This window comes from Blastococcus sp. SYSU DS0510 (assembly GCF_054050835.1).
This window is the reverse complement of the sequence record NZ_JBJHAC010000032.1, coordinates 19697-41154: the sequence shown is the minus strand read 5'-3', so window position 1 is coordinate 41154 and position 21458 is coordinate 19697. Positions and strand designations below refer to the sequence as shown.

At 74.6% G+C, this 21458-nt stretch carries 20 protein-coding genes; 12 read left to right on the top strand and 8 right to left on the bottom strand.

Annotated features, from left to right (window positions below; genetic code table 11):
• Window positions 1–178 precede the first annotated feature (178 nt).
• From ACI79P_RS20155 to ACI79P_RS20145, 3 genes are read left to right on the top strand one after another with little or no spacing between them, the layout of a single operon-like run.
• The gene (locus ACI79P_RS20155) at window positions 179–742 is read left to right on the top strand and encodes a TetR/AcrR family transcriptional regulator (protein ID WP_456582840.1); all 564 of its coding nucleotides are present in this window, start codon (window positions 179–181) and stop codon (window positions 740–742) included.
• Window positions 743–764: 22 nt separating this feature from the next.
• Window positions 765–1976 carry an MFS transporter gene (locus ACI79P_RS20150; protein ID WP_456582839.1) on the top strand — a complete coding sequence of 404 codons (1212 nt, stop codon included), beginning with the start codon at window positions 765–767 and terminating at the stop codon, window positions 1974–1976.
• Between the two features lie 40 nt (window positions 1977–2016).
• Complete coding sequence (locus tag ACI79P_RS20145) at window positions 2017–3531, top strand: adenylate/guanylate cyclase domain-containing protein (RefSeq protein WP_456582838.1); 1515 nt, start codon at window positions 2017–2019, stop codon at window positions 3529–3531.
• A gap of 110 nt (window positions 3532–3641) precedes the next feature.
• On the opposite strand, the gene ACI79P_RS20140 is transcribed toward ACI79P_RS20145, so the two are convergent.
• Entirely contained in the window at window positions 3642–4700 is a 1059-nt protein-coding gene (locus ACI79P_RS20140; protein WP_456582837.1) for a potassium channel family protein, read from the bottom strand.
• A gap of 75 nt (window positions 4701–4775) precedes the next feature.
• A complete protein-coding gene (locus tag ACI79P_RS20135) occupies window positions 4776–6518 on the bottom strand; it encodes a class I adenylate-forming enzyme family protein (protein WP_456582836.1) in 1743 nt (580 codons plus the stop codon).
• An 82-nt stretch (window positions 6519–6600) separates the two neighbouring features.
• Between ACI79P_RS20135 and ACI79P_RS20130 the strand changes: the two genes are divergently transcribed.
• Both ACI79P_RS20130 and ACI79P_RS20125 read left to right on the top strand, forming a co-directional pair.
• Window positions 6601–7452, top strand: coding sequence for a patatin-like phospholipase family protein (locus ACI79P_RS20130; RefSeq protein WP_456582835.1), 852 nt, complete (start codon window positions 6601–6603; stop codon window positions 7450–7452).
• Between the two features lie 133 nt (window positions 7453–7585).
• Window positions 7586–8737, top strand: a complete 1152-nt coding sequence (locus tag ACI79P_RS20125) for a glycerophosphodiester phosphodiesterase (protein WP_456582834.1) — start codon at window positions 7586–7588, stop codon at window positions 8735–8737.
• Between the two features lie 88 nt (window positions 8738–8825).
• On the opposite strand, the gene ACI79P_RS20120 is transcribed toward ACI79P_RS20125, so the two are convergent.
• Together ACI79P_RS20120 and ACI79P_RS20115 are read right to left on the bottom strand one after the other, a co-directional pair.
• Window positions 8826–10421, bottom strand: a complete 1596-nt coding sequence (locus tag ACI79P_RS20120) for a long-chain-fatty-acid--CoA ligase (RefSeq protein WP_456582833.1) — start codon at window positions 10419–10421, stop codon at window positions 8826–8828.
• 62 nt (window positions 10422–10483) lie between these two features.
• The gene (locus ACI79P_RS20115; protein ID WP_456582832.1) at window positions 10484–11137 is read right to left on the bottom strand and encodes a TetR/AcrR family transcriptional regulator; all 654 of its coding nucleotides are present in this window, start codon (window positions 11135–11137) and stop codon (window positions 10484–10486) included.
• Between the two features lie 108 nt (window positions 11138–11245).
• Between ACI79P_RS20115 and ACI79P_RS20110 the strand changes: the two genes are divergently transcribed.
• From ACI79P_RS20110 to ACI79P_RS20100, 3 genes are read left to right on the top strand one after another with little or no spacing between them, the layout of a single operon-like run.
• The gene (locus ACI79P_RS20110; RefSeq protein ID WP_456582831.1) at window positions 11246–12466 is read left to right on the top strand and encodes an acyl-CoA dehydrogenase family protein; all 1221 of its coding nucleotides are present in this window, start codon (window positions 11246–11248) and stop codon (window positions 12464–12466) included.
• Entirely contained in the window at window positions 12463–13461 is a 999-nt protein-coding gene (locus tag ACI79P_RS20105) for an acyl-CoA dehydrogenase family protein (RefSeq protein WP_456582830.1), read from the top strand. Before ACI79P_RS20110 ends, ACI79P_RS20105 begins: the two co-directional genes overlap by 4 nt.
• Entirely contained in the window at window positions 13458–14357 is a 900-nt protein-coding gene (locus ACI79P_RS20100) for an enoyl-CoA hydratase-related protein (RefSeq protein WP_456582829.1), read from the top strand. Before ACI79P_RS20105 ends, ACI79P_RS20100 begins: the two co-directional genes overlap by 4 nt.
• 117 nt (window positions 14358–14474) lie before the next feature.
• Here the strand turns inward: ACI79P_RS20100 and ACI79P_RS20095 are convergent, their stop codons facing one another.
• Complete coding sequence (locus tag ACI79P_RS20095; protein WP_456582828.1) at window positions 14475–14975, bottom strand: MarR family winged helix-turn-helix transcriptional regulator; 501 nt, start codon at window positions 14973–14975, stop codon at window positions 14475–14477.
• Between the two features lie 82 nt (window positions 14976–15057).
• On the opposite strand from ACI79P_RS20095, the gene ACI79P_RS20090 reads away from it, so the two are divergent.
• Entirely contained in the window at window positions 15058–15630 is a 573-nt protein-coding gene (locus tag ACI79P_RS20090; protein ID WP_456582827.1) for a YceI family protein, read from the top strand.
• A gap of 125 nt (window positions 15631–15755) precedes the next feature.
• Here the strand turns inward: ACI79P_RS20090 and ACI79P_RS20085 are convergent, their stop codons facing one another.
• Window positions 15756–16283, bottom strand: a complete 528-nt coding sequence (locus ACI79P_RS20085) for a GNAT family N-acetyltransferase (protein WP_456582826.1) — start codon at window positions 16281–16283, stop codon at window positions 15756–15758.
• A 58-nt stretch (window positions 16284–16341) separates the two neighbouring features.
• Between ACI79P_RS20085 and ACI79P_RS20080 the strand changes: the two genes are divergently transcribed.
• From ACI79P_RS20080 to ACI79P_RS20070, 3 genes are all read left to right on the top strand, one after another.
• On the top strand, window positions 16342–16683 hold the full coding sequence (locus ACI79P_RS20080; RefSeq protein ID WP_456582825.1) for a hypothetical protein: 342 nt from the start codon (window positions 16342–16344) through the stop codon (window positions 16681–16683).
• Window positions 16684–16783: 100 nt separating this feature from the next.
• Entirely contained in the window at window positions 16784–18676 is a 1893-nt protein-coding gene (typA, locus tag ACI79P_RS20075; RefSeq protein ID WP_456582824.1) for a translational GTPase TypA, read from the top strand.
• A gap of 316 nt (window positions 18677–18992) precedes the next feature.
• The gene (locus ACI79P_RS20070; RefSeq protein WP_456582823.1) at window positions 18993–19430 is read left to right on the top strand and encodes a DUF5994 family protein; all 438 of its coding nucleotides are present in this window, start codon (window positions 18993–18995) and stop codon (window positions 19428–19430) included.
• 155 nt (window positions 19431–19585) lie between these two features.
• Here ACI79P_RS20070 and ACI79P_RS20065 read toward each other — a convergent pair whose 3' ends face one another.
• Together ACI79P_RS20065 and ACI79P_RS20060 are read right to left on the bottom strand one after the other, a co-directional pair.
• Window positions 19586–20563, bottom strand: coding sequence for a sulfite exporter TauE/SafE family protein (locus ACI79P_RS20065; protein ID WP_456582822.1), 978 nt, complete (start codon window positions 20561–20563; stop codon window positions 19586–19588).
• Window positions 20564–20834: 271 nt separating this feature from the next.
• Window positions 20835–21398 carry a sigma-70 family RNA polymerase sigma factor gene (locus tag ACI79P_RS20060; protein ID WP_456582821.1) on the bottom strand — a complete coding sequence of 188 codons (564 nt, stop codon included), beginning with the start codon at window positions 21396–21398 and terminating at the stop codon, window positions 20835–20837.
• Between the last annotated feature and the right edge of the window lie 60 nt (window positions 21399–21458).

The window sequence follows — 21458 nt, the reverse complement described above, 5'->3', positions numbered from 1 at the left end:
GCCGACCCGACCACACCCACCCCCCCCCCCCCCCCCCCACCCCCCCCCCCCCCCCCCCCCCCCCCCCCCCCCCCCCCCCCCCCCCCCCCCCCCCCCCCCCCCCCCCACGCGCCCGCGCCGGGGCGCTATGCGTACGCTCGTTCCGATGAGCTCTCCGCCGCCTGGGCGAGCCCGCCCCGTGAGCGGGGCACCTGCGGTGGTTCGTCGCACCCGCCGGCACGATCCGGGCCGGCGCGACCGCCTGGTCGACACGACCCTCGACGTCATCGCCGCACGGGGCGTCACGGCGGCCACGCACCGGGCGATCGCGCGCGCCGCCGACGTGCCGCTCGGGTCGCTGACCTACCACTTCGGCTCGCTCACCGAGCTGCTCGCCGCCGCCTTCACGCGGCACGTCGACGACGTCGCCGCCCGGTTCGACGCCCGGATGGCGGCCGCCCCCGACCGCGCGGCGGCGCTCGACGCGCTGGTCGAGCACCTCACCGGCGACCTGCTCGGCTCGCAGCGCGACCTGGTGCTCGCCGTCGAGCTCTACGTCGCCGCGGCGCGCGACGCTGACCTGCGCGCGGTGACCCAGGACTGGATGTCCCGGAGCCGCCGCAGCCTGGAGCGCCACCTCGACCCGGTGACCGCCCGGGAGGTCGACGCCCTCGTCGAGGGGCTGGTCCTGCACAGCGCCCTCTCCACCGACCCGATGGACGCCGCGCAGCTCCGCGCCGCGCTGCTCCGGTTCGCCGGCTGAGCCCAGGAGCCCCGACCCAGCCATGTCCTCCGCCTCCGCGACCGTCGAGCCCGCGCGCCTGCGCCGCGCCCGCATCGCCGTCGCCGCCTGCTTCTTCCTCAACGCCGTCTTCTACGCCGGGCTCGTGCCACGGCTGCCGGCGGTCAAGGCCGAGCTCGAGCTGAGCAGCACCGCACTGGGGGCCGCGCTGGCGGCGGTGCCGCTGGGCGCACTGCTGGCCGGGCTGTCCTCGGCCGCGCTCAACCGCCGGTTCGGCTCCGGCCGGGTCGCCTCCTACGGGCTTGCGCTGCTGGGCGTGGTCGTGTGGACGGTCTCGGTCGCGCCGAACTGGCCGGCCCTGGCCGCCGCCTTCCTGGTGGTCGGCGCCCTCGACGCGGTCGTGGACGTCGCGCAGAACGCGCACGGCCTCCGGGTCCAGCGGCTCTACGGCCGCTCGATCATCAACTCCCTGCACGGCGTCTGGAGCATCGGCGCGGTCACCGGCGGGCTGCTCGGCGCCGCGGCGGCCGGGCTCGACATCCCCCTGACCGTGCACCTCGGCGTCTCCGCCGTGGTCTTCGGCGCGGCCGCCCTGGTCGTCTCCCGCGGTGTCCTCCCCGGCACCGACGAGCCCGAGCCGGTCGCCGAGCAGGTGCCGCTGGCGCGCCCCAGGCGTCGGGCCGCAGTCCCGGCGCTGGCGGTGCTCGGCCTGCTCGCCGCCTGCGGCGCGCTGATCGAGGACGTCGGTGCGTCGTGGAGCGCCCTCTACCTGCGCACCGAGCTCGACGCCGGCGCCGCGACGGCCGGCCTGGGCTTCGTCGCCCTCATGGCGGCGATGACCGTGGGTCGGCTGACCGGCGACCGCGTCGTCGACCGGTTCGGGGAGCGCCGGGTCGCGCGGGCCGGGGGAGCGATGGCCGCGGTGGGTCTCGGGCTGGCGCTGGCCGTCCCCTCGGTGGCCACCACGCTGGTCGGCTTCGCGCTGGCCGGCCTGGGCGTCGCCACCCTCATCCCGGCCGTCTACCACGCCGCGGACGAGCTCCCCGGTCTGCCGCACGGCCAGGGCCTGATGGTGATCAACTGGCTGCTGCGGATCGGGTTCCTGCTCTCCCCGCCGCTGATCGGGATCCTGGCCGATGCGTTCAGCCTGCGGGTCGCGCTGATCGGCGTCGTCCTCGCCGGGATCGGCGCGCTGGCGCTCGGGCGCACGCTGCCGGGGCGGCCCGCGGCCGCCCGCCCCGCCCCGACCGGGTGAGCGGCCGTGCCGTGCGCGCCCCGCGCTCGTTGAGCCGGTCGTGACCATCGCGGGCGACGACGTGCGCCGTCGGCTCACCGACATGGCCGAGTGGGCGCCCAGCGGCCGCCTCGCCGTCCCGGTCATCGTCGGACTGGTCGTCGGCGCCAACCTGATCGGCGTCGGCACCGTGGTCCTGCTGCTCCTCGGGGTGGAGGGCAGCCGGGGGAGCGGTGGTCGCGCCGAGGTGCTCTGGGCGGCCGCGGGCTACCTCGCCGTCGCCCTGCCGCTGGCGGTGGTCGCCGGGCTGCGGCGGCAGCGCGCCACCAACCGCTGGCTCGTGGCCGGCCGCGAGCCCTCGGGTGAGGAGGCGCGGCAGGCGCTGCGGCTCCCGCTGGACACCGCCCTCGTCGCCGCCGTCGTGTGGCTGCTGGGCGCGGTGCTCATGGGCGCGGTCGCGGCGGTCACCTTCCCCGACGCCCGGGTCGGCGCCCGGATCGCCGTCGCCGTCGTGCTCGGTGGCGTGGTCACCGCCGGCGTCACCTACCTGCTGGTCGCCCGGGCCGCCCGCGCCGTCACCGCCCGCGCGCTGGCCGCCCACCCGCCCGACGGGGCGCTGACCCTCGGGGTGCGCATCCGGTTGCTGCTGACCTGGGGGCTCACCAGCGGGGTGCCGATGATCGGCGTCGTCCTGCTGTACCTGGACCCGAGCAACCCCGAGGGGCCCGGTCGCGCCGCCGTCGTCTTCCTCGTCGTGGTCGCGCTGCTGGTCGGCGCGCTGGCCACCGTGCTCACCGCTCGCGCCGTGGGCCGGCCGCTGCGCGACCTGCGGCGCGCGGTGCAGCGGGTCGAGGCGGGGGACTACGACGTCGAGGTCGTGGTGGACGACGCCGGGGAGATCGGCCTGCTGCAGGAGGGGGTCAACTCCATGGCCGCCGGCCTGGCGGAGCGGGAGCGGCTGCGCGACCTGTTCGGCCGGCACGTCGGTACGACGGTGGCCCAGCGGGCGCTGGCGACCGGTGTCTCGCTGGGCGGGGAGGAGCGCACCGTCGCGGCGCTGTTCGTGGACGTCGCCGGCTCCACCGCGCTGGTGCGCCGCACGGGCCCCGAGGAGATGGTCGGCCTGCTCAACCGCTTCTTCGGGATCGTCGTGGAGACGATCGAGGGCGAGGGCGGGCTGGTGAACAAGTTCGAGGGCGACGCCGCGCTCTGCGTGTTCGGCGCCCCGGCCGACCACCCCGACCCGGCGGGTGCCGCGCTGCGGGCGGCCCGGCGCATCTGCGACGCCGTCGCCGCCGCCGGGGAGGTCGACGTCGGGGTGGGCGTGGCGTGCGGCCGGGTGTGGGCCGGGCAGGTGGGGGCGGCCAGCCGGCTGGAGTACACCGTGATCGGCGACCCGGTGAACGAGGCGGCGCGGCTCACCGACCTGGCCAAGGACCACCCGGGCCGCGCGATCGCCAGCGAACCGACCGTGCTGGCAGCGGCACGGGAGGAGCGGGGGCACTGGCACCCGGCGGGCGAGGTGGAGCTCCGCGGCCGCGACGAACCCACCACCACCTGGGTGCGCACCCACTGACCGCAGGGTCGTCCCGAGTGGGCCCGGAGGGTCCGCGCAGGGACGACGGACGCGCTCAGCGCAGCAGGGGAACGGCCATTGGCCGCGGTGTCGTCCGGAGGACGACAGAACTACTGCGTGGGCGGCTGCATGGTCTTCCCGGGCTCGTGCGCCTTGACGACGACGAGCACGTCCTCGGGCTGCAGGGTGCCGATCAGCGGGTCGTCGAAGCGCAGCGTGCGCCCGCCCCGGGTCACCGAGAGCACGATGTCGCGCAGCTGCCGCGGCCCGAGCCCCACCTCGTCCCTGGTCGCGGTCCGCTGGTGCAGGTCGAGGCCCTGGCCACCGGTCACGAGGTCCTCGACGACGGCGACCACGCGGGGGCTGTCGGTGGAGAGGCCGAGCAGGCGGCCGGACGTCGCCGAGGTGGTGATGACGGTGTCCGCGCCGGACTGCCGCAGGAGGTTGGCGTTCTCCTCCTCGCGGACGCTCGTGGTGATCGGCACGCTCGGGTTGAGCTGACGCACGGTGAGGGTGATGAGCACCGAGGAGTCGTCCCGGTTGGCCGCCACGATGACCGACCGGGCGCGCTCCACGGCGGCCCGCCGCAGCACCTCGGTACGGCCGGCGTCGCCGACGATGCCGGTGAGGCCCAGGGCGTTGGCCTCGTCGATCGCCCGTGGGTCGGGATCGACGACGACGATCTTCTCCAGCGGGGTGCCGCTGGCCTGCAGGGAGCGGATGGCGCTGCGGCCCTTGGTGCCGTAGCCGCACACGATGACGTGCTGGCGCACGCGGGACCTCCAGCGGTGGATGCGGAACTCCTCGCGCGAGCGCGCGGTGAGCGCCTCGAGGGTCGTTCCGATGAGGACGATCAGGAACATGATCCGCAGCGGCGTGATCAGCAGGACGTTGGTCAGCCGCGCGCCCGGGGTGACCGGCGTGATGTCGCCGTAGCCGGTGGTGGAGAGGCTGACCGTCGCGTAGTAGGTGGCGTCGAGGAACGAGATCTCGTCGCCACGGCTGTCGGCGTAGCCGTCGCGGTCCAGGTAGACCACGACCACGACGACGAAGAGGACGACCGCCGCGATGACGACGCGACGCAACACCTGGCGGACCGGCGACTGCTCGGTGTGCGCGATCCGCACACCGGTGTGCTCGGTCTCCAGCCCGTTCCGCTGCTCCTCCACGCCGCGGACGATAGTGAGCGCAGAGCGCGGCCGCGTGCCGCCGCACCCGAACGGGGTGCGGCGGCACGCACCGGCTCAGCCCCCGACGGCCTCGCGCTCGCGGGCGGCGAGCTCCCGCTTGAGCACCTTGCCGGCCGCCGAGACGGGGATCGCGTCGATGAACCGCACGTCGCGCAGCCGCTTGTACGGGGTCACCTTGTCGTTCACCGCGGCCATGACCGACTCCGCGGTCAGCGCCGCGCCCGTGGCGCCGTCCTTGCGGACGACGTAGGCCACCGGCAGCTCGCCGGCCTCCTCGTCGGGCCGGCCGACCACCGCGGCGCCGGCGACGCCCGGGACGCCGAACAGGATCTCCTCGAGCTCGCGGGGGAACACGTTGTAGCCCTTGTAGAGCAGCATGTCCTTGGTGCGGTCGACGATCGAGAGGTAGCCGTCCTCGTCGAGGATGCCGACGTCGCCGGAGTGGAACCAGCCGTCGGCGTCGATCGACTCGGCCGTGGCCTCGGGGCGGTGCGCGTAGCCCCGCATGACCTGGGGCCCGCGGATGCAGACCTCGCCGCGCTCGCCGGCCGGCAGCGGGTCGCCGCCGCCGATCGGCCGGATGCTGATCTCGGTGTCGAAGATCGGCACGCCGACGGTGCCCGGCTTGCGGGTGCCCGAGCGGAAGGACGGGTTGCCGGTGGCCATCATCGTGACCTCGGTCAGCCCGTAGCCCTCGCCGATCGTGGCGTTCGGCATGAGCGCCTGCATCCGCTCGATCAGCGTGACCGGCAGGGGTGCGGCGCCGCTGCTGATCCCGCGGACGTGGGAGAGGTCGGCCTCGGCGAACCCGGGCACCTGCAGCAGCGCCACGAAGACCGGCGGCGCCCCGCCGATGGAGGTGACCTCGTGCTTGATCATGTCCTCGACGTACTTCGCCGGGTCGAACCGCATGTGGATGACGGTCATCGTGCCGCCCATGACCATGCCGTTGAGGTAGCCGATCGCCCCCATGGCGTGGAACCAGGGCGTCAGGTTGATGATCCGGGCCTCGCCCAGGCGGGTGGGGCACTCGTCGGGGCCGAGCACCTGCTGCAGCGTCACGTCCCCCTCCTCGTCGAGGGCGGGGAGGCTCCCGGAGGTCCAGCAGCCCGACTGCAGGACGTTGGTGACGACCTGGCGGTGCGGCAGCTCCACGCCCTTGCTGACGCCGGTGGTGCCGCCCGTGTAGGCCAGGTGCGCGAGGTCGTGCTCGACGTCGACGCCGGCGTCGAGGTGCCGGTCGGTCGGGTCGCCGGCCAGCAGGTCGGCGAGGTCGACGTCGGTGGGCTCGAGGCCGCCGATGCGGGCGGCGAAGTCGAGGATGTGCGCCTCGCCGGTGACGACGACCGTCCGCACCCCGGTCTGCCCGATCGCGCCCCGGACGAAGGGCAGCACCTGGTCCCAGGTGACGACCACCGTCGCGCCGGCGTCGTCGAGCTGGGCGGCGAGGTCGGCGGCGGGCAGCAGCGGGTTGGTGGGGGAGAAGGTGGCTCCGGCCAGCAGGATCCCGTAGTAGAGCGGCGGGTACTGCCGGCAGTTGGGGATGTGGACGGCGACGACGTCGCCCCGCCCGATGCCGTGGTCGGCCAGCCAGCCCGCCACCGCGTGCGCGCGGGCCCCGAGCTCGGTGAACGTGAGCGGCACGTCGTGGTCGACGAACGCCGTCCGGTCGCCCCACCGTCGCACGGCGGCCCGGAGGACGGAGCCCACCGGGGCGCTCGGGTAGTCCAGGGACCGGGGCAGCCCGGGCGGCCAGCTGGCCGCGGTGGGTGCCGGGGCGGACTGCACGGTGGTCATTCGTTTCCTCTCGTCGGGTGACCTGAGCCACAGGGTGGCCCAGCTCACAGGCTGTGTCGAGGATTCTGTGAGGATGTCGCCCATGAGCGACCAGCGGACCGCCCTCGTGCTCGGCGGGGGCGGCATCACCGGCATCGCCTGGGAGATCGGCGTGCTCGCCGGCCTGGCCGAGGCGGGCGTCGACCTCACCGGGGCCCACCTCGTCGTCGGCACGTCGGCCGGCTCGGTCGTCGGCGCGCAGCTCACCGGCGGCGCCCCGCTCGAGGCGATGTACGCCCGGCAGCTCGAGCCGCCGACGCAGGAGAAGGTCGCGCGGATGACCCGCGGCAATCTGATCCGGTACGGCTGGGCGATGGTGGCCAGCCGCGGCCGCGACGTGGAGTTCCGCAGGCGGATCGGCACCCTGGCGATCGCCGCGGAGAAGGCGGGGCTCACCCCCAGCGAGGAAGAGCGGATCGACGTCATCGGCTCCCGGCTGGTCTCCCGCGACTGGCCGGAGCGGGCGCTCGTCATCACCGCGGTGGACGCCGCCACGGGCGAGTTCCGCACCTTCGACCGCGAGTCCGGCATCCCGCTGGTGCAGGCGGTGGCCGCGAGCTGCGCGGTGCCCGGGGTCTATCCGCCGGTCACCATCGACGGCCGCCGGTACGTCGACGGCGGGATGCGCTCGGCGGCCAACGCCGACCTCGCCCATGGCTACGACCGGCTCGTCGTGCTCGCCCCCATCCCGCGGGGGGTCGGCCCGCTGGCCAGCGTCGACGCCCAGGTCACCGGCATGGTGTCGCGCGTCGCGGTCGTCTCGCCGGACGAGGCGGCCCGGGCGGCGATCGGCCGCAACGTCCTCGACCCCGCCGCGCGGGAGCCCGCGGCCCGGGCGGGGCGGGCCCAGGCGGCCGCGGTCGCGGCGCGGGTCGGCGAGGTCTGGGCCGGCTGAGCGGCGGCATCTGCGTTCCACCAGTTCGTCACCGGGAGTTGCCGCTCACGACTGGCCCCGGGCACCTGGTGCCGCTGGGATGACCTCGCGGAGCCGACGGCGATGGTCGCCGTCCGAGCCCGCGGGAGCCCCCATGTCCCGAGCACGCCGCCTGCGCGCCGCGGTCGCCGCCGTCGCGGTCGCCGTCCCCCTGTCCCTCGCCGTCCCGGCGGCCGTCCCCGCGACCGCGGCGCCGCAGCCGCCGGCCCCCGAGCCGGCCACGGCGCTCGCCGACGACCTGCTCGTCGTCGGCCACCGCGGCGCCTCCGGCTACCGGCCGGAGCACACGCTGGCCTCCTACGAGCTCGCCGCCCGGATGGGGGCCGACTACATCGAGCCCGACGTGGTGAGCACCCAGGACGGCGTCCTCGTCGCCCGGCACGAGAACGAGATCTCCGGGACCACCGACGTCGCCGACCGGCCGGAGTTCGCCTCCCGCCGCACCACCAAGGTCATCGACGGCGCCCCGCTGACCGGCTGGTTCACCGAGGACTTCACCCTCGCCGAGCTGCGCACCCTCCGCGCCGTCGAGCGGCTGCCCGAGGTGCGCGAGGAGAACACCCTCTACGACGGCCTCTACCAGGTGCCGACCCTCGACGAGGTGCTCGAGCTGCGGGCCCGGCTCTCCAAGGAGCTCCGCCGAGAGATCGGCGTCTACGTCGAGACCAAGCACCCCACCTACTTCGACGGCATCGGGCTCTCCCTCGAGGAGCCGCTGATGACCGACCTGCGCGAGGCGCGCGTGCACAAGCACACCTCGCCGGTCTTCATCCAGTCCTTCGAGACGGCGAACCTGCGCGAGCTGGAGGAGCAGGGGGTGCGCGTGCCGCTGGTCCAGCTGCTGTCGGCCTCGGGGCAGCCCTACGACTTCACGGCCGCCGGTGACCCGCGCACCTACGCCGACCTCACCACCGCCGAGGGGCTGCAGGAGATCGCCACCTACGCCGAAGGCGTCGGGCCGGAGAAGAACCAGGTCATCCCGCGCGACGCCGACGGGACGCTCGGCACCCCGACCGCGCTCGTCGACGACGCGCACGAGGCCGGGCTGCTGGTGCACCCCTACACGTTCCGCAACGAGAACGTGTTCCTGCCGCCGGCGCTCCAGGACGGGGCCGCCCCCGACGACTACGGCCGCGCGCTGGCCGAGCACGTCGCCTTCTGGGAGGCCGGCATCGACGGGATGTTCACCGACAACCCGGACACCGGCGTGGTCTCCCGCGACCTGTTCGACACCGCCACCGGCTGACCGATGTCCCGTGATCATGGCGCCGTGACCACTCCCCGGGGTCCCGGGGCGGTCACGGCGCCATGATCGCCGGGAGAGGGGGGCGGGTTCAGACGACGGGCTCGGCGACCAGCGACCCGGCCGAGTGCTCCTGCCGCAGCGCCGTCTTGAGCACCTTCCCGCTCGGGTTGCGGGGGAGCGCGGCCACCACCGAGTACTCCCGCGGGTTCTTGTAGCGGGCGAGCCGATCCCGGCAGAACGCCGCGAGCTCCTCCGACGTCGGGGGGTCGGCGGCGTCGCGGGGGGCGACCACGGCCAGCGGCGCCTCGCCGTAGCGGGTGTCCGGCACGCCGATCAGCGCGACCTCGGCGACCTTCGGGTGGGCGGCCAGCACGTTCTCCACCTCGGCGCAGTAGATGTTCTCGCCGCCGGAGATGATCATGTCCTTCTTGCGGTCGACGACGTAGAAGTAGCCGTCCTCGTCCTGGCGCACGAGGTCACCGGAGTGGAACCACCCGCCGGCGAAGGCCTCCGCGGTCGCCTCCGGCTTGCCCCAGTACTCCTTCATCACCATCGGGCTGCGGTAGACGATCTCGCCGACCTCACCCCGCGGCACGTCCTCCATCGCCTCGTCGACCACCCGCACCTCGACGTTCAGGATCGGCGTGCCGACCGAGCCGATCTTGCGCACGGAGTCCTCGCCGCGGAGCAGGCAGGTGACCGGGCTGCACTCGGTCTGCCCGAAGGCGGTGACCACCTCGGCCTGCGGGAAGGCGTCGATCAGCGCGCGCAGCAGGGTGGTGGAGGCCGGCGCCGCGCCCCAGGAGACCCGGCGCAGGGACGAGAGGTCACGCGCGGCCAGGTCGGGCACCGCCAGGACGGCCGCCCACATGGCCGGCACCAGGAAGATGCTGGAGACCTTCTCCCGCTCCATGAGGTCGAGGGTCGCGGCCGGGTCGAACGCGCCGGACCGGAGGATCACGTGGACCCCGCCGAGCAGCAGCGGCGGCAGCCCGCCGGCCAGCCCGGCGATGTGGAACAGCGGCGCCCCGGGGACGGAGACGCGGTCGGCCGGGTCCCAGCCCAGCGTGGTGATCTGGCTGAACACGTGCATGGTCAGGTTCCGGTGGGTCAGCACCGCGCCCTTGGGCCGCCCGGTCGTGCCGGAGGTGTACATGATGAACGCGGCCTCGTCCTCGTCGACGACGACGTCGAGCCGCTCGCCGTCGGCCGCCGCGAGCGCGGCCGCGTAGTCCTCGCTGCCCGGCCCGGCGTCCCCGCCGCCGATCACCAGCGCCGTCGTGACCGCCCGTGCCTGCTCGCGCGCCTTGGCGGCGACCTCCGCCAGCGGGGCGTCCACGACCAGGGCGACGGCGCCGGAATCGGTGAGCACGTAGGCGACCTCGTCGGCCACCAGCCGGAAGTTGACCGGGACGACGACCGCGCCCAGCCGCACGCCGGCGAGGTAGGCCTCCCACGTTTCGGGGCCGTTGAGCGCGAGCACGGCCACCCGGTCGCCGGTGCGCACCCCGCGCGCGTGCAGCGCTCTGGCCAGCCGGTCGACCCGCTCGTCCAGCTCGGCGTAGGAGCGGCCCGACCCCTCGAAGCGCACCGCCGGCGCGTCCGGGGTGGTCCGGGCGTGCCGGGCCAGCATGTCGCTCATCGTCATGCCGCGGCCCTGCAGGACGGGGATCTGGACGCTCACGGGCTTCTCCTCAGCCAGGCGCAGTGTGACCTGCGTCATGCTGGTGGCCGGGGGAGGGGCGGTCAACCCTGACTGTCGAGCGCGAGCAGCCGCGCGGAGAGCCGCTTCCAGAGCGCCAGGTGCGGGTCGGTCGCGGCCGGCCGGTCCTCGAAGGCGTAGACCAGCGCCACCCCGCGCATGCTCGTGAAGAGCAGTTCGCAGAGGTCGGCGTACACCGGGGCGCCGGCGATCTCCGGGCCCCAGATCCCGTCGGCCACCGCGGCGATCGAGGCGCGCAACCGGCGCTCCTCGCCGCGCAGCGCCGCCCGGAGGTCGGGATCGGTGCGCGCCGCCGTCCAGAGCTCCATCGCCGCCCAGAACGGGGGCTCCTGGAACGTCGCCCACATCAGGTCGATGGCGCGGTCCACCCGCTCCCGCCCGGTCGGCTCGTCCTCCATCAGCGCGGCGGCCCGGCGCCGCACCTCGTCCAGCTGGGTCGTGGACAGGTGTGCGGCGGCGGCGACCAGCAGCTCGGCCCGGGAGGGGAAGTGGTGCAGCAGCCGGCCCCGGGACACCCCGGCCCGGGCCTGGACGGCGAGCGTCGAGGCGCCGGCGAAGCCCTCCTCGACCAGGCAGGCGACGGCGGCGTCGAGGATCAGCAGGCGGCTGCCGGCGGTCCGCTCCGAGCGGGAACGCGGCCCCGGGGCGGGGGCGTTTCCGACGGGCTCGGCGCTCATCCGCGGAACAGTAGGCCGGGCGGAGCGCCCGCAACAGTCACCGTTGACCGCTCCGGGTGACGCCTGTCACGCTGCGGCCGACCCGCCCACCCGACGAGAGGCGTGCCCGTGGACTTCGACGACAGCCCCGACGAGGCCGAGTACCGGGCGCGGGTGCGCGCCCTGCTCGAGGAGCACGCCGGCGAGCTGCTGCACCTCGAGCCGGGCCAGGAGGGCATCGACGCCCGCACCCACGAGGCCGAGATGCGCCGCACCCAGCGGGTGCTCGCCGAGGCCGGGCTGGTCGGCGTCACCTGGCCCCGCGAGTACGGGGGCCAGGGCGGCACGCTGGTGCAGCAGGCGATCGTCGGCCAGGAGCTCGCCCGCGCCCGGGTGCCCACGCTGATCAACCACATCGGCATCGGCATGTGCGGGCCGACGGTCATCGCCCACGGCAGCCCGGAGCAGCGCGAGCGCTACCTCGCCCGGCTGCTGCGCGCCGACGACGTGTGGTGCCAGCTGTTCAGCGAGCCGGCGTCGGGCTCGGACCTCGCGGCGCTGCGCACCACCGCCGTCCGCGACGGCGACGGCTGGGTGGTCAACGGGCAGAAGGTGTGGACGACGCTCGCGCACGTCTCCGACTTCGGGATCCTGCTGACCCGCACCGACCCGGAGAAGCCCAAGCACGCCGGTCTGACGATGTTCGTCGTCGACATGCACGCCCCCGGCGTGACGGTGCGCCCGCTGCGTCAGATGGGTGGGCAGGCCGACTTCAACGAGGTCTTCTTCGACGACGTCCGCATCCCCGACGAGGAGCGGCTCGGCGAGCCGGGCGAGGGCTGGCGGGTCGCGCTGACGACGCTGATGAACGAGCGGGTGGCGATCGGCGGGGCCGGGGGCGCGATCGGCGCGCCGGTCGAGGAGTTCGCGCGGCACGCGCGCGAGCGGCTGCCGCACCTGCCACCGGAGCGCCAGGTGCTGGCCCGTCAGGCGGTCGGGCGCGCGGTGGTCGCCGCGCTCGCCGCCCGCTACACCGGCTACCGGCGGCTCACCGTGCTCAGCCAGGGCGGCATCCCCGGGCCGGAGGCCAGTGCCGGCAAGCTCGCCGGCACCGAGGCCGGCCTCCTCATGGCCGACGCCGGGGTGCGGCTGCTGGGCGACGACGCCGTCTACGCCGCCACCACCGACGGCGACGACCGCTGGCAGCGGACCCAGTCCTGGCTGCCGGGCATCAGCATCGCCGGCGGCACCGACCAGGTGCTGCGCAACATCCTCGGCGAGCGGGTGCTGGGCCTGCCGCCGGAGCCCCGCAGCGACAAGACCGCTCCTTTCTCGGGAGGGACGCGATGAACTTCGACCTCGACGCCGACCAGCGCGACATCGCCGACGGCGCCCGCGACTTCTACCGCGGCAACGCCTCGCCGGCCGCGGCGCGGGCGGGCCTGGAGGGCGGCCGGCTCGAGCCCGGGCGCAAGGCGCTGGCCGACATCGGCTTCCTGGGCATCACCGTCCCCGAGTCCGCCGGCGGTTCGGGCCGCCCGCTGCTGGACCTCGCCGTGGTGGCCGAGCAGGGCGGTGCCGTGCTCGCGGCGCCCTCGCTCGTCACCGCCGCGCGCGCCGCCGTCCTGCTCGCCGACGCCCCGGACCTGGCCGCGCAGCTCGCCGACGGCTCGACGGCGTTCGCCGTGCTCGACGGCGGCGTCGACGGCTCCGCCCCCTCGGTGGACGCCGCCGATGCCGCCCTCTTCCTGGGCCTGGACGGCGGTGACCTGGTCGTGGGGGAGGGCGAGGTCGTGCCCGGCCGGCCGATGGACGCCACCCGCGGGCTGGCCTCGGTGCGGCTGACCTCCCGCCGGGTGCTGGCCCAGGACGCCGGGGAGCTGTGGGCCCGCGCCCGGCAGGTGGGCGCCGTCGTCATGGCCGCCGAGGACCTCGGCGGCGCCGAGCGGTGCGTGCAGCTGGGCGTGGCCTACGCCCAGGAGCGCGAGGCGTTCGGCCGCCGGATCGGCTCCTACCAGGCGATCAAGCACATGCTGGTCGACGCGTGGGTGGGCGTGGAGCAGCTGCGGTCGCTGGTCTGGTGGGCGGCGTGGGCGGCCGACTGCGACCCGGCCGAGCTGCCGCTGGCGGCGTCGGCGGCGAAGGCCTGCGCGGCGACGGCCTTCGAGCGGGCGGCGACCACGCTCATCCAGGTGCACGGCGGGATCGGCTTCACCTGGGAGCACGACGCCCACCTGTACTGGCGGCGGGCGAAGGTGGACCGGCTGTTGCTGGGCGACGAGGCCGAGCACCTCGACGCCGTCGCCCGCCTGGCCGTCACCGGAGCGCTGGGAGCAGGCCGGTGACCGGCGGGCTGACCGAGCTGCGGTACGAGGTGGCCGACGGCGTCGCCACGGTGACGCTGCACCGCCCCGACCGGCTCAACGCCTTCACCCTCACCATGGCCGACGAGCTCGCCCGGGTGGCGGCGGCCGCCGACGCCGACGACGACGTCCGCGTGGTGGTCGTGACCGGTGCCGGCCGCGCCTTCTGCGCCGGCGCCGACCTCGCGGGCGGGCCCGACACCTTCGGCGACCGGCGCACCCGCGTGCGCCCGCCCGGCCCGCTCAGCGAGGACATCGGCGGCTACCCGCGGGACGCCGGAGGGGTCGCCTCGCTGCCGTTCGCCGCACTGCGCAAGCCGGTCATCGCCGCGGTCAACGGCCCGGCGGTGGGCATCGGGGCGACCCTCACCCTGCCCATGGACATCCGGATCGCCGGGGCGTCGGCCCGCTTCGGCTTCGTGTTCGGCCGGGTCGGCATCGTGCCGGAGGCGGCGTCCTCGTGGTTCCTGCCCCGGGTGGTCGGCATCAGCCAGGCGATGGAGTGGGTGGCGACCGGGCGGGTGTTCGACGCGGCCGAGGCGCTGCGCGGCCGGCTGGTGTCCCGTGTGGTGCCCGACGACGAGCTGCTGCCCACCGCCCACGCGCTGGCGCGGGAGATCGTCGCCAACACCAGCGGTCTCGCCGTGGGCGCCGCCCGCCAGCTGCTCTGGTCGATGCTCGGCGCCGCCTCGCCGTGGGACGCGCACCGGGCCGAGTCGCGGGCGCTGGTCGAGCTGGGGGAGGGGCCGGACCCGGCCGAGGGGGTGGCCGCCTTCCTGGAGAAGCGTCCGCCGCGCTTCGCCGGCCGGCTGCCCGACGGCGCCGTCGCCGGGGTGCCGCGCTGGCCGCTGCCCCCGGACGACGTCGGCTCCGGCTGATGGGCAGCCGGGCGACCTCGCGCGTCCGCACGAGATGTGGGACATCGGGGCCGCCCGACCGGGGGCGACCCCGATGCCGCGCATCTCGCCCCGACCGGCTGGATCCGGCGGGCCGGGTCAGGGGATGCGGGAGGCGTCCAGGTGGCGCAGCAGCGTCTCGCCGAGGTCGCGCATGGCGACCACCTGGGCGGGGGAGAGCTGGTCGAACAGCTCGCGGCGCACCCCCTCGACGTGCACCGGCGCCGCGCCTTCCAGCGCGGCGAAGCCCTCCTCGGTGAGGACGGCGAGCTGGCCGCGCCCGTCCTCGGCGCACACCTGCCGGCGCACCCAGCCGCGCTCCTCCAGGCGGGAGACCGCGTGCGAGAGCCGGCTGCGGGACGAGAGGCACCGGTCGGCCAGCTCGCTCATCCGCATCATGCGCTCGGGCGTCTCGGAGAGAGCGACGAGGATCTCGTAGTACGCGTGCGAGATCCCGGTGCGGTGGTTCAGCTCGCGGTCGAGCCGGTCGAGCAGCAGCTGGGCGCTGTAGAGCCAGGCGCGCCAGGCCTTCTGCTCCTCCGGGTCGAGCCACCGCGGCTCACCCGCGGGGAGGGACTCCGGCGACACCGACGTGGTCATGCCCTCAGAATACTGGCGGAATAGTCAAGCGCTCAACTACGCTGTCGGCGGAGACCCACCCCGCAGGACCAAGGGAGACACCATGACCAGCAGCAGCAGCACCACCACCGTCCAGATCCCCGGCTACATCGCCGGCACCTGGGACATCGACGCGAGCCACTCCACCGTGGGCTTCTCGGTCCGCCACATGATGGTGAGCAAGGTCCGCGGCTACTTCCGCGAGTTCTCGGGCGAGATCGTGACCGCCGAGGACCCGACCCAGTCCCGCGTCACCGCCCAGGTGAACATGGACTCGATCGACACCCGCCAGGAGCAGCGTGACGCGCACATCCGCTCCGCCGACTTCTTCGACGTGGGCAACCACACCGAGATGACCTTCCGCTCCACTGCGGTGAAGACCGACGGCGCCGACTGGACCGTCGAGGGCGACCTGACGATCAAGGGCATCACCAAGCCCGTCGTCCTGGAGCTCGAGCTCAACGGCTTCGGCCCGGACGCCTACGGCGGCACCCGCGTCGGCTTCAGCGCCAAGACCGAGATCTCCCGCAAGGAGTACGGCGTGGACATCGACATGCCGATGGACGGCGGCGGCGTCGTCGTCGGCGACAAGATCAACGTCGAGCTCGAGATCGAGGCCGTGCTCCGCACCGCCTGAGAAAGGACCCCTCTGCCCCCCGCGCCTCGCAGGCTCGCCGCGGGACCCTGCAGAGGGGCCGTTCCAGCACGTCGCCGGGGCCCCGGACGGTTCGCCGTCCGGGGCCTCCTGCACGTCCCGGACGGCTACGGCGTCGCGGGGTCGAGCACCTGGAACAGGACGTGGTCCTGCCACCGGCCGGCGATGCTGAGGTAGCGCGGCGCCAGCCCGTAGCGGGTGAACCCGTTGCGCTCGAGCACCTTCTGCGAGGCGGCGTTGTGCAGCAGCGTGCCGGCCTCCACGCGGTGCAGGCCCAGGTCGCCGAACGCCCGCCGCAGCATCTCGCCGACCGCGCCGGTGGCCAGCCCCCGGCCGTTGGCGGCCGAGGCGACCCAGTAGCCCAGGCTGCAGGACTGGAAGGCGCCGCGGACGACGTTGTTCAGCGTGACCCGCCCGGCGACGGCATCGTCGTCGTCCAGGACGACGCAGGGGAGTGACAGCCCGGCCGCGTGCCGCTCCAGGGCGGCCCGCACGTCGGCCCGCTGGCCCGCCTCGGTGTACCACCGCTCGTCGCGGGCGGGCTCCCACGGCGCCTGGAACTCCCGGTCCTCGACGACGAGCCGGGTCAGCGCAGGGGCGTCGTCGAACGTCAGGAGGCGGGTCCGTGCGAGCACGCCCGCGACCCTGCCAGGTGGCGGCGCGGTCGACTCGTCGACAGGGACACTGGGGAACATGTCGACCTCCGCTCTCGCCCGCGTCCCCGCCTCGCTCCTGGTCGCCGTCGGGCTGGCCGCCGGCTTCGGGATCGCGCAGGGCACCGGCATCCGCGCGCTCGGCGGGGCGGTCTTCGCCGTCTGCGGCGTCGGGGCCGCCTGGATCGCCGCCCGCCGGCGCGGTCCCGCCGTCACCGCGGGGCTGGCCGCCCTCTACGTCGGCGCCTTCGTGCTCGCCCACGTGCTGGCCCTGGGCGCCGGGTTCCCGGCCTGGTTCGCCGTGAGTCTGGTCACTGTTGTCGCCGCAGGCCTCACCTTCGGGGTGGTCGACCGCTCGCGGGAGACGGCGCCCGCCCGCTGAGCACCTAGAGTGGAGGGAAGGTCGCGGCTCCGGTTGCTGTTGACCTGATGCCCGCGCGCGTCCGCGCGGCGCCCCCGACCTGCCTGAGGTGCCCTTCCGCATGCCCACCCGCAACGACCTGCGCAACGTGGCGATCGTCGCCCACGTCGACCACGGCAAGACGACCCTGGTCGACGCCCTCCTCCGTCAGGCCGGCGCGCTCGGCCGCGCCAAGGGCGAGGGGACGGACAACGACTCCACGCAGGACCGCGTGATGGACTCGATGGACCTCGAGCGCGAGCGCGGCATCACCATCCTGGCCAAGAACACCGCGATCCGCCTGGCGGACGAGGACGGCAACCCCGTCGTCGTCAACATCGTCGACACCCCCGGCCACGCCGACTTCGGTGGCGAGGTCGAGCGCGGCCTCTCCATGGTCGACGGCGTCGTGCTGCTCGTCGACGCCTCCGAGGGCCCGCTCCCGCAGACCCGCTTCGTGCTGCGCAAGGCGCTCGGCAAGGGGATGCCGGTCATCCTCGCGGTCAACAAGACCGACCGCGGCGACGCCCGCATCGAGGAGGTCGTCGACGAGAGCTACGAGCTGTTCATGGAGCTGCTCGAGGACACCGGCCTGGACGTCGACGCGCTCGAGTTCCCGATCGTCTACTGCAACGGCCGCACCGGGCAGGCGTCGCTCAACCGCCCGGAGAACGGCACCGTCCCCGACAGCCCGGACCTCGGCCCGCTGGTGAAGACGCTGCTCGAGACCATCCCGGCGCCGGAGTACGACGCCGAGGAGCCGCTGCGGGCGCAGGTCACCAACCTCGACGCCTCGCCGTTCCTGGGCCGGCTGGCCCTGCTGCGCATCCACTCCGGTGAGATGAAGCGTGGCCAGCAGGTCGCCTGGTGCAAGACCGACGGCACCATCAAGAACGTCAAGATCACCGAGCTGCTCGTCACCGAGGGCCTCACCCGGACCCCGGCCGAGAGCGCCGGCCCCGGCGACCTGGTCGCCATCGCCGGCATCGAGGACATCATGATCGGCGACACCCTCGCCGACCCGAACGACCCGCGCCCGCTGCCGCCGCTGACCGTCGACGAGCCGTCGATCTCGATCACGATCGGGATCAACACCTCGCCGCTGTCGGGCAAGTCGGGCAAGAAGCTCACCGCCCGGCTCATCAAGAACCGGCTGGACCAGGAGCTGGTCGGCAACGTGTCGGTGCGGATGCTGCCCACCGACCGCCCCGACACCTGGGAGATGCAGGGCCGCGGCGAGCTGGCGCTGGCCATCCTCGTCGAGCAGCTGCGCCGCGAGGAGTTCGAGCTCACCGTCGGCCGGCCGACCGTCGTCACCAAGGAGATCGACGGCAAGCTCCACGAGCCGGTCGAGCGGGTCACGATCGACGTCCCCGGCGAGTACGTCGGCACCCTGACCCAGGCACTCGCGGTCCGCCGCGCACGGCTGGAGAACCTGGTGCACCACGACACGGGGTGGGCGCGGATGGAGTACATCGTCCCCTCGCGCGGCCTCATCGGGTTCCGCACCGAGTTCCTCACCGAGACCCGCGGCACCGGCGTCCTGAACCACAACCTCGAGGGCTACGAGCCGTGGATGGGTGACATGCGCGCCCGGCCGACCGGCTCGCTGGTCGCCGACCGCCAGGGCGTGGCGACGACGTACTCGATGTTCTCGCTGCAGGAGCGGGGCTCGATGATGGTCGAGCCGGGCACCGAGGTCTACGAGGGCATGATCGTCGGTGAGAACTCCCGTCCGGACGACATGGACGTGAACATCACCAAGGAGAAGAAGCTCACCAACATGCGCAAGTCCACCTCCGAGGAGCTGGAGCGGCTGATCCCGCCGAAGATCCTGAACCTGGAGCAGGCGCTGGAGTTCTGCGCCGAGGACGAGTGCGTGGAGGTCACCCCGGCCGGCGTCCGCATCCGCAAGGTCGTGCTGGACCAGACCGAGCGCGGCAAGGCCAAGAACCGCAAGCCCAAGCCCAGCTGAGCCGCCCTCCCGCCCGGCGGGAGTGATCGCGCACGCTCTGCCCCCGGCTGCTCCGGCACTCGGGGGCAGAGCGCTGTCCGGGCCCGCGAGGCGCAGCGGCGTGGTCGTAAGGTCACGAATCGTGATGACCGGCCGGGGAAGCGCGGCGCGCCCGTCGTGTGGTCCCCGGGACGGGTGTGTCGACGCGCCTACGTTCTCCTCGGGGCCATGTGCCGTGGCCCGGGGACGAGTGGACGAGAGGCGGCCGACGCTCATGGCGACGATCACCCGTACGGTTCCGGCGAGCGATGGCTTCCGGGGTGGGATCGACGTCCGGGTGAGCCTGCGCGCGGACGCGGGGTCGGGTGGTTCGGCCTTCGACGGGGCGTGGTTCCCGCGCAGCCGTGACCTCGCCGTGGAGCTCCCCGAGCTGATCGCGGCGCTGGAGCGGCGCGGGGTGCGGGTGGAGCGCTTCACCTATCCCCTGGACGCGTGGGAGCCGGCGCCCCGCAAGCTGGAGGTGCTGGGCCGGACGGTGCGCGCCGGTGGCTTCCGCAGCATGGACCCGCAGGTGGTCTGCCTCACCTGGGCCGGCGGCAACCGCCGCGCCGACCTGCTGGTCGTCCCCCCGGAGACCGACGTCCTCACCGGCGCCCGGGCGCTGCGGCTGTGCACCCGGCGCGGCCTGCCGTCCTCCCCGCAGATGGTGCTCGCCGCGGCCCGCTCGACGCCGCTCCCGCAGGTGCCCACCATGCAGGGGTCCCGCGCGGTGTAGCGCGGTTCCGCCCTGGGCGGGGTCCGCGGGTACGCCTGTCCTCCTCGCGATGATCAGCTGACCTGATCATCGAGCGTCCTCCCTCACGGTGCGCGGTGAGGGAGGACACCGCACGATCAGGTCCCCTGATCCCAGCCCACCACCGGTGGGGGTGTTCAGTCGCGGGGGGCGCTGGGCCGGCCGGCGCCCACGGGCTCCTCGGCGGGCACGTCGGCGATGACGTCGTTGCGCTCGGCGACCTCGGCGACGGCGTCGGCCGACTCGACCGCGGTGTCCCGCCGGTACTGCCGGTAGGAGTGGACGACGGCCAGCACCCAGACCGCGGCGAGGACGATGTAGACCACGGCGCTGACGGTGGCCCCGGCGTCGATCCAGTCGCTGCGCAGCAGGGTGCGGGCGTTGGTGAGGACGATCATCCCGCCGACCAGGGAGCCCAGCAGCCGGGGCGGGATGTGCCGCACCAGCCACGCGGCGATGGGGGCCGCGACCAGGCCGCCGGCGAGCAGCCCGGCGACCCACATCAGGTCGATGCCCTGGGAGCCCAGCGCGAGCAGGAAGCCGGCGCTGGCGGCGAGCGCCACGAGGAACTCGGAGGTGTCGATCGAGCCGATGACCTTGCGCGGCTCCATCCGGCCGCTGGCCAGCAGTGCGGGGGTGCCCACCGGGCCCCAGCCGCCGCCACCGGTGGCGTCGACGAAGCCGGCGACCAGGCCCAGCGGGCCCAGGAAGCGCTTGCGGATCGGCTTGCCCACGTTGCGCCGGTCGATGCCGCGCAGCGTGAAGCGCACCAGGATGTACGCGCCCAGCGAGACCAGGATCAGCGACATCACCGGGGCGGCGATCTCGGTCGACAGGCCGGACAGGAAGTGCGCTCCGGCGAACGCGCCGACGGCGCCGGGCAGGCCCACCCGCGCGACGACCTTCCAGTCGACGTTGCCGAACTTCCAGTGCGAGAGCCCCGAGGCGAGCGTGGTGCCGATCTCGGCCAGGTGGATGGTCGCCGACGCCGCCGCCGGGTTGGTGCCGATGGCGAGCAGCAGCGTCGTCGAGGTGACGCCGTAGGCCATGCCCAGGCTGCCGTCGACGAGCTGGGCGCCCAGGCCGGCGAGGGCGAGCAGGATCAGGGTCTTCACGGGGCTCTGACTCCGGGTCTCACGGGCGCGGGCGCGCAGGGGCGACCGCGTGGAGGGGGACGATACGGGTCCCGCAGGGATGGCGGGGAGGAATCAGCAGCCCGGACAGGCGGCGGTGCAGACGCGCAGCAGGTCGACGTGCCGGCGGCTCACCAGGAGCAGCATCGTCGTCCGCGTCACGGCGCAATGTCTACCAGATCGATGCACTTAGACGCATGGCCGGTCCCGGTGGATGGGACGGGGGTGGCGGACGGGCCCACGCGGCCCGCGGTCAGCTGCGGGCGGTCTCGCTCCGGCCCGGGTCCGCGCTCACCCGGGCGAGGGAGTCCACGAGGTCGGCGCGCGCCCGCGCGACCCGCGAGCGGATGGTGCCGACGGGGCACCCGGCGACCTCGGCGGCCTCGGCGTAGGGGAGGCCGAGCAGCTGGGTGAGCACGAAGGCCTCGCGCCGGTCGGGGTCCAGGCGGGCCAGCAGGTCGGCGACCGCGGCGCTCTCGCCGACGGCGTCCGCGGCGCCCGACGGGGCCAGCTGCTCCAGGTCCGCGGGCTCCCGGACCAGGGTCAGCCGGCGTCGGCGGCGGGAGCGCAGCGCGTCGGCGCAGACCCGGCGCGCGATCGCCAGCAGCCAGGTGCGCACCGACGACCGGCCCTCGAAGCGGTGCAGCGCGCCGAACGCCCGCAGGTAGGTCTCCTGCGTGAGGTCGTCGGCCGAGGCGCGGTCGCCGAGCGCGGCGCAGAGCCGCCAGACGTCGGACTGGGTCTCCCGCACGAGGGTGGCCGCAGCCAGCGGATCGCCGTCGGCGGCGTCCGCGGCCACGCGTGCCAGGTCGTCCATGTCCTTCCCAGGGTGTCACGGGAAAGTCCGGGGGAGGCGGGAACCGGACGCCGCCCGGAG